General features: G+C 69.5%; 14 protein-coding genes and 1 riboswitch. Of the genes, 9 read left to right on the top strand and 5 right to left on the bottom strand.

The genetic code is table 11. The features are described 5' to 3' along the window. Positions 1-10: 10 nt before the first annotated feature. Positions 11-118: riboswitch (TPP riboswitch) on the bottom strand. Between the two features lie 75 nt (positions 119-193). Together GIY23_RS04160 and GIY23_RS04155 are read left to right on the top strand one after the other, a co-directional pair. After that, positions 194-493, top strand: coding sequence for a 4a-hydroxytetrahydrobiopterin dehydratase (locus GIY23_RS04160; protein WP_154075448.1), 300 nt, complete (start codon positions 194-196; stop codon positions 491-493). A 223-nt stretch (positions 494-716) separates the two neighbouring features. Next, complete coding sequence (locus GIY23_RS04155) at positions 717-1,520, top strand: pentapeptide repeat-containing protein (protein WP_154078598.1); 804 nt, start codon at positions 717-719, stop codon at positions 1,518-1,520. Here the strand turns inward: GIY23_RS04155 and GIY23_RS04150 are convergent, their stop codons facing one another. The 3 genes from GIY23_RS04150 to GIY23_RS04140 are packed head-to-tail and all read right to left on the bottom strand — an operon-like array spanning position 1,521 to position 4,549. Continuing rightward, positions 1,521-2,486 carry an FAD-dependent oxidoreductase gene (locus GIY23_RS04150; protein ID WP_228717535.1) on the bottom strand — a complete coding sequence of 322 codons (966 nt, stop codon included), beginning with the start codon at positions 2,484-2,486 and terminating at the stop codon, positions 1,521-1,523. Positions 2,487-2,516: 30 nt separating this feature from the next. Beyond that, positions 2,517-3,224, bottom strand: a complete 708-nt coding sequence (gene bioD / locus GIY23_RS04145; RefSeq protein ID WP_154075447.1) for a dethiobiotin synthase — start codon at positions 3,222-3,224, stop codon at positions 2,517-2,519. After that, positions 3,221-4,549, bottom strand: a complete 1,329-nt coding sequence (locus GIY23_RS04140; RefSeq protein ID WP_154075446.1) for an adenosylmethionine--8-amino-7-oxononanoate transaminase — start codon at positions 4,547-4,549, stop codon at positions 3,221-3,223. The genes bioD and GIY23_RS04140 overlap by 4 nt, the downstream gene beginning before the upstream one ends. A 123-nt stretch (positions 4,550-4,672) precedes the next feature. Here GIY23_RS04140 and GIY23_RS04135 point away from each other — a divergent pair, with 123 nt between their 5' ends. The 6 genes from GIY23_RS04135 to GIY23_RS04110 all read left to right on the top strand — a co-directional run bounded on the left by GIY23_RS04135 (position 4,673) and on the right by GIY23_RS04110 (position 9,570). Continuing rightward, positions 4,673-5,905: an 8-amino-7-oxononanoate synthase gene (locus tag GIY23_RS04135; RefSeq protein WP_228717534.1), complete on the top strand. Its 1,233-nt coding sequence runs from the start codon at positions 4,673-4,675 to the stop codon at positions 5,903-5,905. Positions 5,906-6,387: 482 nt separating this feature from the next. Next, positions 6,388-6,564 carry an excalibur calcium-binding domain-containing protein gene (locus tag GIY23_RS04130; protein ID WP_154075444.1) on the top strand — a complete coding sequence of 59 codons (177 nt, stop codon included), beginning with the start codon at positions 6,388-6,390 and terminating at the stop codon, positions 6,562-6,564. Between the two features lie 75 nt (positions 6,565-6,639). Continuing rightward, entirely contained in the window at positions 6,640-8,241 is a 1,602-nt protein-coding gene (locus tag GIY23_RS04125; RefSeq protein ID WP_187352019.1) for an FAD-binding oxidoreductase, read from the top strand. Positions 8,242-8,321: 80 nt separating this feature from the next. After that, positions 8,322-8,714, top strand: a complete 393-nt coding sequence (locus tag GIY23_RS04120) for a VOC family protein (protein WP_154075443.1) — start codon at positions 8,322-8,324, stop codon at positions 8,712-8,714. Positions 8,715-9,022: 308 nt separating this feature from the next. Then, positions 9,023-9,310: a type II toxin-antitoxin system prevent-host-death family antitoxin gene (locus GIY23_RS04115; protein ID WP_154075442.1), complete on the top strand. Its 288-nt coding sequence runs from the start codon at positions 9,023-9,025 to the stop codon at positions 9,308-9,310. Next, positions 9,307-9,570 (top strand): type II toxin-antitoxin system RelE family toxin, encoded by a 264-nt coding sequence (locus tag GIY23_RS04110; protein WP_154075441.1) that lies wholly within the window; start codon positions 9,307-9,309, stop codon positions 9,568-9,570. Before GIY23_RS04115 ends, GIY23_RS04110 begins: the two co-directional genes overlap by 4 nt. Before the next feature lie 132 nt (positions 9,571-9,702). Here GIY23_RS04110 and GIY23_RS04105 read toward each other — a convergent pair whose 3' ends face one another. Both GIY23_RS04105 and GIY23_RS04100 read right to left on the bottom strand, forming a co-directional pair. Next, positions 9,703-10,398, bottom strand: coding sequence for a helix-turn-helix domain-containing protein (locus GIY23_RS04105; RefSeq protein ID WP_154075440.1), 696 nt, complete (start codon positions 10,396-10,398; stop codon positions 9,703-9,705). Positions 10,399-10,452: 54 nt separating this feature from the next. After that, on the bottom strand, positions 10,453-11,010 hold the full coding sequence (locus tag GIY23_RS04100) for a thioesterase family protein (protein WP_154075439.1): 558 nt from the start codon (positions 11,008-11,010) through the stop codon (positions 10,453-10,455). Positions 11,011-11,169: 159 nt separating this feature from the next. Between GIY23_RS04100 and GIY23_RS04095 the strand changes: the two genes are divergently transcribed. Next, the gene (locus GIY23_RS04095; RefSeq protein WP_222850231.1) at positions 11,170-12,210 is read left to right on the top strand and encodes an FUSC family protein; all 1,041 of its coding nucleotides are present in this window, start codon (positions 11,170-11,172) and stop codon (positions 12,208-12,210) included. Positions 12,211-12,236 lie beyond the last annotated feature (26 nt).

The raw sequence follows: 12,236 nt of genomic DNA, 5'->3' as shown, positions 1-12,236 counted from the left end.
CCCCTGGCCGGGCTGATCGTGTTCGCCTCCCTGCGCCGGCATGATCCGGATCAGGTGCGGACGGTCGAGGGCGTGCCCTCCTCTCAGTCCGGCGGACCGGACTCCCGTGGCGCGGCGCAGTCTACTGGCCCGGGCGTGCACGTCCCACCGACGGGAGGTCGCGCGATCGACGATCACGTACCACCATGAGGTCATGACGTCTCTGCTCAACGACGACCAGATCCAGGCAGCCCTCGACCACCTGTCGGACTGGACCCAGGAGGGCACCGCCCTGGTCCGGACCGCGAAGCTCGCGTCTTTCCCGCAGGCGATCCAGGCGGTGAACCGGATCGCCGAGATCGCCGAGCAGGAGGACCACCACCCGGACATCGACATCCGGTGGCGCGAGCTTCGGTTCTCGTGCTCCACGCACTCGGAGGGCGGCATCACCCAGAAGGACGTGTCGATGGCCCAGGAGATCGACGGCGTCGTGGACACTTTGTCCGGCTCCTAAGCAGGCATCTGGGAACTTGGGTGGGTGGTCCAGGACCGTCGCGCCAGTTCGGAGCCCCCGCGGCTGGTCACCTGTGAGGCGTGCCCTACGGGCACACATGCCAGTTCCGAGACGCCCTCTCACGAAATCGATCCCGCGGCGAGGAGGGGCTGAGGTTCCGCTAGCCCCCGCAGGCACGGCCTTCTGTTTATCCTGATCGTGTTCCACGATCGGAGGGGTGCGGATGCGCCGGGAACTGCGGGCGGACTGCGGCTCGTGCGCGGGTTTGTGCTGCGTCGCGCCCGCGTTCGCGGCTTCGGCCGATTTCGCCGTTGACAAGCCCGCCGGGCAACCGTGCCGCAACCTGTTGGCCGACTGCGGCTGCGGCATCCATGACCGGCTCCGTGACGAGGGGTTCCCGGGCTGTGCGGTGTTCGACTGCTTCGGAGCGGGCCAGCACGTCACGCAGGTGACCTTCGGCGGGCGAACCTGGCGGGACGACGCATCGACCGCGAACTCGATGTTCGCCGTGTTCGCATTGATGCGTCAGCTGCACGAGCTGCTCTGGTACCTCGCCGAGGCGGATACGCTGGTGCCGGACGGTCCACTGCGCGAGTCGGTTCGGACGGCCGCACGAGACTGCGAGGACGCGACGAGGGCCGGCGCCGACACGCTCGCCGCCTTCGACATCGCCGCGTACCGCCAGCGGGTCCGTCCGGTGCTGGACGAAGTCAGCGAGTCCGCGCGGGCGGGCGCGCGTGGTTCGGGGCGTGACCGGGTCGGTGCCGACCTGATCGGCCGGAACCTCCGGCGGGCGGACCTGCGCGGGGTGAGCCTGCGCGGTAGCTACCTGCTGGGGGCGGATCTGCGCGAGGTGAGCCTGTATCGGACGGATCTGCTCGGCGCGGACCTGCGAGCGGCCGACGTACGCGGCGCACGTCTGGACACCGGCTTGTTCGTCACCCAGCCGCAGCTGGAAGCCGCACGAGGGAACGCCGCGACGACGATCCCGGACACCCTGACACGGCCTGCGCACTGGCGCCGCTGATCACAGCGCGGCGGCCGCGAGCGCTGCGGCTTCGTGGGCGCAGCCCCACGAGAGCGTGACGCCACCACCACCGTGGCCGTAGTTGTGCACGATCCGCGCTCCCTCGTAGTCCTCGATTTCCAGTCGCACCGCCGGGCGTCCGGGTCGCAGGCCCACCATCACGTCGAGGACGACCGGCTCGGCGAGACGGTCGTCGATCGCGGCGCAGCGACGCAGGATCCCGGACGTGGAGACCGGGTCGGACTCGCGGTTCCAGTCGTGCTCACGAGCGTCGCCACCGAGGATCAGACGCTCGCCGTGCGGGAAGATCCCCGCCCAGCGATCGTCCGGGCCGACCTCCATGAAGTACTCCTCGATTCCAGGATTGCGCACCACCACGTGCTGTCCGCGCACGGGCCGCACCTGGGGATCACCGACGAGTTCGTGTGCCCCGACACCGGTGCAGTTGACGACGATCGGCGCGTCCTCGGTGGCGGCACGCAGCGTCGACACCGGACTCAGCGACAGACGTCCTCCCGCGCGCACGAGCCGGTCGACGAGGTATTCCAGGTAGCCAGGCATGTCGATGAGCGGCACGGACATCCGGTAACCGCTGACGAATCCGGCGGGTAGGTCGCTCGGCGCGCACGGGGCGAGGTCGGACACGGCGCGCGCCTCGTCGGGTATCTCGTCACCGAGGTCGATTCGTGCGGCGACGCGGCCGCCCACGATGCGAACACCGGTGTCCTGCTCGTCGGCGAGCGCGGTGAACGCCGCGTGCGAATCCAGCGTCCACCCCGTGACTCGTTCGGTCGGCTGCAGGAAGGTCGGGCCCCACATCGCGGCGGCGACGGAGGAGGTCGTGTCGCGGGGTGCTTCGGCGGTGCGCACCCGGACGTCGACACCGGATTCGGCGAGCACCGTGGCCGTGGTCAGTCCCTGGACTCCGGCGCCGACGACGAGCACGGCGGGCGGTGCGGTGGTCACGGTGCGCACGCTAGCGCGGGAGCAGCGTCCCTACCACTCGCCGCCCGGCTCCCACTGTCCACCGAGTTCAGGAGCGAGGCCGTCCCGGGCGAGGGCACGGAACTCGTCCAGGCGGAACGTGCCTGCGTTCTCGGTCAGTGCCCCGAGAAGCGGCCTGCCGGTCACTGTCGGCATGTCGACGAGGTTGCAGCGGCACGCGAGGTCCGGTTCGTGCGGCCACGAGCCGATCACGACACCGGGGCAGCCGAGTCCTCGTGCGGACAGTGCCTCGACGGTGAGTGCCGTCGAGTTCAGCGTCCCCAGCCCTGCGGCGGCCACGACGAGGACGGGAGCGTCGAGCAACGCTGCCACGTCCGCGAGGGTGCCGCCGTCGTCGTCACAGTGCACGAGCAGACCACCGGCTCCCTCGACGAGCACGAGGTCGTGCTCGTCCGTGGCCTCGCGTACGGCCTCGGCGATCCGCACCGGGCGGACGGGAGATCGTCCGCAGCGCCGCGCGGCGGTCGCGGGCGCGAGCGGGTCCGGGTAGCGCGCGAGCTCGACGGTCGTGACCGGTCCGGCCAGCCGTCGCACCTCGTCGAGGTCGCCGTCCTCGTCGGCCGCGACACCGGTCTGCACCGGTTTGACCACCGCGACACGTCGCTCGGACGTCGCAAGGCTCACGAGAGCCGCGGTGACGACGGTCTTGCCGACGCCGGTTCCCGTTCCGGTGACGACCAGAACCTCGCCGCCGCTCATGCGTCCCGCGCGGCGGCCAGCATCGCCCGCACGATCATCGCGAGGTCGTCATCGCCGGTCACGTACGGCGGCATGGTGTAGAGCATCCGCCGGAACGGCCGCAGCCACACCCCGTTCCGCACGGCGACGTCGGTCGCGGTCGCGACGTCGACGTCGTGGTCGAGTTCCACGACACCGATCGCGCCGAGCGTGCGCACGTCCACGACTCCCGGCAGCCCGGTGGCTTCGGCGAGTCCGTCCCGCAACCCCGTCTCGATGCGGCGCACTTCCGACTTCCAGTCCTGTGCGAGCAGCAGGTTCACCGAGGCGAGGCCCGCCGCCGACGCGAGCGGGTTGCCCATGAACGTCGGTCCGTGCGCGAGGACCGGCACCTCGCCGTCGGAGATGCCTTCGGCCACCCGCGCGGTGCACAGGGTGGCGGCCATCGTGAGATACCCGCCCGTGAGCGCTTTGCCGAGGCACAGCACGTCCGGGCTGACCCCGGCGTGGTCGGTGGCGAAGAGTTCCCCGGTGCGGCCGAACCCGGTGGCGATCTCGTCGAAGATCAGCAACACGTCGTGAACGTCGGTGAGTTCCCGCAGCGCTCGCAGGTATCCGGGGTGATGGAAGACCATGCCGCCCGCTCCTTGGACGACGGGTTCGACGATGACCGCCGCGATCTCCTCGGCGTGCCGCGAGAGCATCGCGTCGAGATGGTCCAGATAGGACTGCTCCGGCGGCGTGTCGAAGCCTTGCGGCGGTGCGTCGGCGAACACCTGCTCGGCGAGCGACTCGCCCCAGAGGTGGTGCATGCCGCCTTCGGGGTCGCACACCGACATCGGATGCCAGGTGTCGCCGTGATAGCCACCACGCCAGGTGAGCATCCGGCGCTTGCCGCCACGGCCCCGCGACCGCCAGTACTGCAGGGACATCTTGACGGCGACCTCGACGGACACCGAGCCGGAGTCGGCGAGGAACACGTGCCGCAGCGGCTGCGGGGTGATCTCCACGAGGCGCGTGGCGAGGTCGATCGCGGGCTCGTGGGTGAGGCCACCGAACATCACGTGGCTCATCCGACCGAGCTGATCGCGGATCGCCTCGTCGAGCACCGGGTGGGCGTAGCCGTGGATCGCCGCCCACCACGACGACATGCCGTCGACGAGTTCGCCGACACCGTCGACGGGCTCGGTGAGGCGCAGCCGCACGCCGGACGCGGACTCGATCAGGTAGGGCCGGTCGTTCGCGGGCATCGACCCGTACGGATGCCAGACGTGGTCGTGGTCGAGGTCGAGGAGCTCGCCGGGTGTCCGGCGCCTGCCTGCGCGGTTCGGGTGATCGTCGGGCACGTCGGAGATCCTGCCCTGGGAGGTATCGCCGCAGGCATTGGCGTTCCGAACAACATCGAGACGGTTCGATTGTGTGAACCGGACAGTGTCGCGGTCCGCGCCGACCGTGCCAGAGTGCGCGCCGTGTCTCTCACCCCGCAGTTTCCGAGTCCGTCGTCCCCGACGTCCTCGTCCGATCGGCCGTTCGACTGGGTCGACGACGTGGCGGCGCAACGGCGTCGCGCCGGGCTGGACCGGGAGGTCCGGGTACGGGAGGCCGACGACGAGTCGCTCGACCTGGCGAGCAACGACTACCTGGGGTTGTCCGCGCACCCGGTGGTGCGTCGCGCCGCGGCCGACGCCGCACTGCGATGGGGTGCCGGGTCGACGGGCTCACGCTTGGTCACCGGAACGACGGCGCTGCACCGGGAGTTGGAGGTCGAACTCGCCGACGCCTGCGGTGTCGAGGCCGCCTTGGTGTTCTCGTCCGGTTACGCCGCGAATCTCGCCGCGGTGACGGCGCTGACCGGACCGGACACGCTGATCGTCTCCGATCGCCACGATCACGCGTCGCTGATCGACGGTTGCCGTCTCGCTCGCAGCCGGACGGTGGTGGTCGATCACGGCAGCCCGACGGCCGTCGACGCCGCTCTCGCCGCGCACGGCGGCCCGGCGATGGTGCTCACCGAGTCGGTGTTCTCCGTCGACGGCGACAGCGCGCCCCTGTGCAAACTGCACGCTGTGTGCCGGGCACACGGAGCGGGGCTCCTCGTCGACGACGCACACGGTCTCGGGGTGCTGTCGCCCGGTGGGGCACTTCCTGCCCTCGACCTGGGTGGCGCCGGCGACGTGGTGGCCACCGCAACGTTGTCGAAGGCGCTGGGCTCGCAGGGTGGCGTCGTGCTCGGGCCGCGACGGGTCATCGAGCACCTGACGCAGACTGCGCGGACATTCATCTTCGACACCGGGCTGGCCCCGGCGTGCGCTGCGGCCGCGCTGGCCGCATTGCGGCTGGTGCGTGCGGAACCCGACCGTTGCGACCGGGTGCGCCGGGTCGCCGAGCGCCTGCACGGACGACTGACGAGCGCAGGACTCACCGTCAGCACGCCCGGAGCTGCGGTCATCGGGATTCCGGCGTCGAGCCCCACCGCAGCAGCGGAGTGGGCGCAGGCGTGCCGGCAGCGCGGTGTCGTGGTCGGCTGTTTCCGCCCGCCCTCTGTGCCGGACGAGGCCTCCCGGCTGCGACTGACCGCACGCGCCGACCTCACCGACGCCGCACTCGACCGTGCCGTCGACACGATCGTCGCCACCGCGCGGCAAAGACGGAGACCCCAGGAGGTTTTGCCCGGTGGCTCGTGTCAGCGGCGAAGCCGCTGAGCAGTCACCACGTACCCAGCCCGACCACCCGCGGGTTCTCAGCGCCCTCCTCGCGAGGACAGCGATTTCGCCGCGTAGGCCGCTACTCAAGAAATCGATCCCGCAGCGAGGAGGGCGCTGAGGTTCCGCCACCCAACCCGCCAAGCCAACCTTCGGAAAGCAATGAAAGGCCATAGTTACTCTCCGCATCCCCGGTAACAGCGGTCTTCCTGGCGCGATGAACCCGTATCCGTCGCGTCACGGGTTCGGGGTGAACCATGAGCGGACACGTTCAGCACACACTCCGTCCGAGCACCGCTTTCCGGCTCGGAGCGGTTTTGGGTGCGCTCCTGCTCGCTTGCGCGTGCACCATCCAGATCCAGCCTCCCGTGTCGCCGGACACCGGCCAGCCGCCCACTCCGGTGGAAGAGTCCGTGTCCGCGCCGCGGCCCGCAGCCCCGCCTCCCGTCGCGTCCCCGCCTCCGCCAGCGACGACGCCGCCGGTGACGGCGCCGCGAAACCAGGAGTGGTGGGGCACCACCGACTGCTCCGTCCTCGCCGACAACGGCCTCACCTTCGACGAAGTCAACTCCTACTGGGCCGCACTCGGCTACCCGTCGAACATGGACAACGAAAACGACGGCATCCCCTGCGAAACCATCTACGGCGAACAGAACTGACCGCTGCCGAAACCGCCGTATTCGCCCGGCGTCCTGCCTCGTTGAACCGGTGTGACGCGAACTGGGGAGGCAAGGGTGAGCACAGCATCCGGACAGCGGCGCTCGTGGTGGGGATGGGGAACAGTCGACGCCGCCGTGCGAGGCGAGGAGCGGCGTGAACTCGTCGACAGGGTCGCCGCGTTGCTGCCCGGCAGCGACCTCACACGGCACGAGGCTCCCCGGCCCGAGTCGCTCGACCTTCCCGCGCCCCGAGTGACTCCCCCGGCCGCACTCGCCGGGCTGTGCCACGCCGACCACGAAGAACGCGCCGCGCACACGCACGGCAAGGCCTATCGCGACGTGGTCCGCAACCTGCACGGCGAACTCCGGAACGTGCCCGACCTGGTGGCCAGGCCACGCACCGAACAGGACGTCGCCGACGTACTCGACTGGTGCACCCGCGAGGGCATCGCCGTGGTGCCCTACGGCGGCGGCAGCTCCGTGGTCGGCGGCGTGGAACCCCGCTTCGACGGCGACTACACGGGCGCCGTGACACTGGATCTGACCGCGTTGGACCAGGTGCTCGAGATCGACACGGTGAGCCGCGCGGCGCGGGTGCAGGCCGGGACGCTCGGGCCGCACCTGGAGGAACAACTCCGCCCGTACGACGTGACGTTGCGGCACTATCCGCAGTCGTTCGAGTTCTCGTCGCTCGGCGGGTGGCTGGCGACGCGCGCGGGCGGCCACTACGCGACGCTGTACACGCACATCGACGACCTGGTGGAGTCCATGCGGACCGTCGGTCCCACCGGCGCCGGCGAGTCCCGCAGGCTGCCCGGATCGGGTGCGGGTCCGTCACCGGACCGAATGTTCCTGGGCTCGGAAGGCACCCTCGGCGTGATCACCGAAGCGTGGATGCGGTTGCAGCGCCGTCCGCACTGGCGTGCACGCTGCTCGGTGCACTTCGGTGACTTCGCCTCGGCGGTGGCCGCGACCCGGGACGTCGTGCAAGCCGGTCTCCACCCCTCGAACTGCCGTCTGCTGGATGCCACGGAGGCGCTGCTCAACGCGGGTGTCTCCGTCGGCGGCGGGGTCCTCGTACTCGGATTCGAGTCCGCGGATCACCCGGTGGAGGCGGCACTGAGCCGGGCGTTGACGTTGTGCCGGGAACACGGCGGCCGGCCGGTGGACCGGGAGCACGGGGAGGTCGGCGACGCAGCGACACAGTGGCGGTCGTCGTTCCTGCGGATGCCGTACCTCCGCGACGCGCTCGCGCAGCATTCGGTGGTGGTGGAGACCTTCGAGACGGCTTGCACCTGGGACCGCTTCGCCGATCTCCACGCTGCCGTCACGACCGCCGCGAACGAAGCGATCCGGCAAGTGTGCGGCACGGGAGTCGTGACGTGCCGGTTCACCCACGTCTACCCGGACGGTCCGGCGCCGTACTTCGGGATCTACGCGAGCGGGCGCTGGGGTAGCACCGTGACGCAATGGGACGAGATCAAGGCCGCGGTCTCGGAGGCACTGATCCGGCACGGCGGCACGATCACCCATCATCACGCCGTGGGCAGGGACCACCGGCCCTGGTACGACCGCCAGCGTCCGGACTCTTTCGCCACCGCGTTGAGTGCCACGAAGCAGGCGCTCGACCCGGCCGGAATCCTCAACCCCGGTGTCCTCCTGCCCGAGAAGCGGTGAACGGCTGCGCGGACTCCGAGCGCGACGTGACGTCCGATTCGTTCAATGCGACCACCGGCCGGTGGTTCTACCGTCGCCTCATGACACCGGAATTCAACGCGGTCGGCTTGATCGCCGACGACATGCACAAGACGCTGGCCTTCTACCGGCTGCTCGGTTTCGACATCCCAGAGGAGGCCGAACAGCAACCACACGTGGAGGTGACCACCGCCTCCGGTGTGCGACTCATGTGGGACTCCGCGGACATGGTGCGCTCGATGGACCCGTCGTGGACGCCCCCGTCGGCGGGTCACCGCGCGGCGCTGGCATTCGACTGCGCCACACCATCCGAAGTGGACACCACGTACACGCGGCTGACGGAGGCCGGACACAAGGGCCACCACCCACCGTGGGACGCCCCCTGGGGCCAGCGCTACGCCACGGTCCTCGACCCGGACGGCACCCCCGTCGACCTCTACGCCCCGCTCGCGTGAGCCTTTTTAGTGGCTATAGCAACCAAAAAGACTCACGCCCTGGCGAGGGCGCAGCAAAGACGTCGTACGCCTCGGAGGAAAGGGAGCACTGTCCTTCGGGACTACTGCGGTACGGCGGAGGCGAGACCCGATCCGAACTCTGCTGATTCCCGAGCCCACGCGCAGCCTCAATAGGTTCGTGGCGGGGCGACTGTGGCCACGTGGACGCGTGCGCCTGGTCGGTGACGAAGACCGGCTCGACGCGAGTCACCCGCACAATAGTCTAATAGGTCTTTTAGGTCTCGTATATCTGATGGTACCGTGGACATATGAGCGCAGAAACGATCTCGATGGGCCACGATGACGAAGTGGTCGAGGTGCCCGTGTCGACCCTCAAGACCAACCCAACCAAGTACATCGATCAGGCAGACCAGGGCTATCGGGTGTACGTGACCAACCGCGGTGAGCGCATCGCCGCGCTGGTCACCCCCGAAGCCGCCGACGCCATTGCCGAGACCGAAGACGCCTACTGGGCGCGTCGGGTCGCCGAGGCCGAAGCCTCCGGCGCCGTCTCCTGGGACACCGCCGTGGCCGACCTCGAAAGCGGCCGCGCGTGAGCCATTACCGGCTGGAGATCACCCGCGACGCGGTGAAGACCCTCGCCAAACTGGACAAGCCGATACGCCGTCGGCTGCAAGCCGCGATCGAGAAACTCCGCGACGACCCCCGCCCCGGCGGGGTGGTGGCTGTGACCGGCCAACCCGGATACCTACGCCGCCGGGTCGGCGACTACCGGATCCTCTACCGCGTCGACGACAACCAACTCGTTGTCGTCGTGGTCGCCCTCGGGCACCGCCGCGAGGTCTACGAACGCTGACACCGGAATCCAACGCGGTCGGCATGATCGCCGACGACATGCACAAGACGCCAGCCTTCGGCTGCCCCCCTCCGTCGACCGCTTCGCCCCGCTCGCGTGAGCCTTTTTAGTGGCTATAGCAACCAAAAAGACTCACGCCCTGGCGAGGGCGGCGAAAGTGCAGCCCGCGAGGTCTGTGGTCTCGCGGATCAGGTGGGCCTGGTCGGCATACCCGGCGCGAGCGGCGACGGCGGCGTCGCACGGTTCGACGGAGGCCAGGTTCAGCGCTGCCTGGAAACGCAGGATGCGAGCCAACGTCTTCGCGCCGTAGCCGAAGTTCCGGAGGCTCCACCGATGGAGCTGTCGGGAGCTGAGATTCACCTGACTCGCCACTGTGGACACCGGAAGTCCCGCCTGCAGCGCTTGGACGATCGTCCGTGTGCGGGCATCGGGTGTGTACATCGTCTGACGACGCGCGAAGGATTCCAGCGCGGACCCGGCATCCGCGGTCGCGATCTCGTCGGCGAGCGCGTCGGTGCCCGGCATCACCTCAGCGAGCGGAGCACGAGCGTCGACCAGTTCCGTCGCGGGCACACCGAGCAGCCGTGGCAGTGCGCCCGGTGGGAACCGGAGTCCGACGAAGCGTTCCGAGTCCTCGCGTGAGTCTTTTTGGTTGCTATAGCCACCAAAGAGACTCACGTGGGGGCTCGTGTCGGGACCGGCGACGACGACCTGACCGCCCATCCAGATGAGGTCCATGCAGCCGTCCGGCAACACCGCGTCGTGGCCGACTCCGGTCTTCTCCCACACCACAGCGCCCGGCACGGTGGATGCCCGTTCCCTGTACACGCCCACCATCCTGCCCGCAGCTGTGCTCACGAGCAGCCTTCGCCACCGACGAGCTCAGTGAGCGAGTGCCTCGGCTGCGTCGGCTTCGGCGGCCTTGGCGTGGTGGAACGTCGACTTCGCCCAGTCCAGCACCCACGCGGGCAGCTCCGGACGCACGATGTCGTCGTCGAGGAGGTCCATCACGCGCTGTGGCTCGATGCGCTCACCGGTACGAGACAGGAACCGGATCTGGATCACCGCACTGTTCGCCAGCCGCCCTTCGCTGACGATGCGGTGTTCGTAGTACAGGTGCCGCTCGTCCCAGCCGAGGACGCGGGTGTCGAGCTCGAAACGCCGGAACGGCTTGAGCTCGCGGCGGAACGTGCCGGTCTCTGCGGTCACGACGCCGAACCATCCGGCTCGGTTGAACCGCCGGTACATGCCCGAGCGCAGCATCAGGTCGATGCGGCCGAGGTCGAAGATCGAGAAGTAGACCCCGTTGTTCATGTGCCCCAACGGGTCGAGGTCCGTGGGGCGGACCCGCAGCGGGATCCTGCCGGGACCGAGCACCGGGCCCGCGCCGCGCACTCGCGCGCGGATCAGCACGACGAGCAACCGCAGGTACATGTTCATTCGAGCCGACCTCCCAAGTTACCGACGAGTAGCCTAGGCGGTTCCGCTGAACTCGGGCAACGAGACGTGCTCCTGCCCACGTACGCGGCGAGCGTGAGATGCGACGCCTTGTGACCCGCACCGTTTCGCCCGAGGCTTTCCCGAGGGAAAATGGACGTCGTGCCCGACAATCCCCGCTTCACAGACCAGCTGATGCGGGTGGGGCCACACGCGGGCTCGCACCGCGTGGCCGCGCGAGCAGCGCTGTCGGTGGCCGTTCCCTTGCTCGTGTTGTGGCTCATCGGCCACCAGGAGTGGTCGATCTACGCCGCCTTCGGTGCTTTCACGTCGCTGTTCGGCCGCACCCACGTGCATCTGTCCCGGCTCCAGATGCAGTCGAGCCTGGCGCTGGTGCTCACGTCGTCGGTGGTGGCCGGCGTCGTGGTCGGCCTGTCCGACTACCGCGACTGGCTGGCCGTCCCGATCGCGGCGTTGGTGGCCGGTGTCACCTCGCTGCTTTCCGACGCGCAGGACTGGCACCCGCCCGGGCCGCTGTTCCCGGTCTTCTCCTTCGCGGCGTGCGCGTCGTTGCCGTCCGAGCCCGGTGACGTCACGGTCGCGGCCCTCGTGGCCGGAGGCTCCGCCGCTTTTGCAGTCGTGGTCGGCGGTCTCGGCTCTGCCTGGCGCGTGCACCGCAGGCCGGACTCGGCGGTGCGGACCAGCCTGCGTCGAGTCTCCTTCTCGCTGATCGCGCCACGCCACGCCGTGCGTTGCACCGCGAGCTGCCTGCTCGCCGGATCGGTGGCCACGGGTATCGGGATCGGTCACCCCTACTGGGCGATGGTCTCGGCGGTGGTGCCGCTGACACATCGCGACGTCCGGGGGCAGCTCATCCGCGGAGCACACCGGATCGTCGGCACGGCCGCGGGTTTGGTGCTCACGGCGATCCTGCTGGCGTTCGATCCCGCGGGGTTCGCGCTCATCCTGGTGATCGTCGCGTTGCAGGCGGGTGCGGAACTGTGGGTCGGCCGCAACTACGCCCTCGCGCTCATCTCGATCACGCCGCTGGCCCTGCTGATGACCCACCTCGTCGTTCCCACTCCCGCGACGATTCTGCTGTTCGATCGGGGCGTGGAGACGCTCATCGGTGTCGTCGTCGGCATCGGGGTCGGGTGGCTGACCCGTGCCCCGCATCGTCATGTTCCCGCCGCGAGCGCGTAAGAGGGGTGCGCGGAGTCATCTACGTT

Source organism: Allosaccharopolyspora coralli (assembly GCF_009664835.1).
In the GTDB taxonomy this organism is placed as follows: domain Bacteria; phylum Actinomycetota; class Actinomycetes; order Mycobacteriales; family Pseudonocardiaceae; genus Allosaccharopolyspora; species Allosaccharopolyspora coralli.
The sequence above is the reverse complement of the archived record's forward strand: the minus strand, read 5'-3'. Positions and strand labels throughout refer to the sequence as shown.

Coding starts and splice junctions, on each gene's coding strand:
- GIY23_RS04160 (WP_154075448.1), top strand. CDS start 194: ATGACGTCTCTGCTCAACGACGACCAGATCCAGGCAGCCCTCGACCAC.
- GIY23_RS04155 (WP_154078598.1), top strand. CDS start 717: ATGCGCCGGGAACTGCGGGCGGACTGCGGCTCGTGCGCGGGTTTGTGC.
- bioD (WP_154075447.1), bottom strand. CDS start 3,224: ATGAGCGGCGGCGAGGTTCTGGTCGTCACCGGAACGGGAACCGGCGTC.
- GIY23_RS04120 (WP_154075443.1), top strand. CDS start 8,322: ATGACACCGGAATTCAACGCGGTCGGCTTGATCGCCGACGACATGCAC.
- GIY23_RS04115 (WP_154075442.1), top strand. CDS start 9,023: ATGAGCGCAGAAACGATCTCGATGGGCCACGATGACGAAGTGGTCGAG.
- GIY23_RS04100 (WP_154075439.1), bottom strand. CDS start 11,010: ATGAACATGTACCTGCGGTTGCTCGTCGTGCTGATCCGCGCGCGAGTG.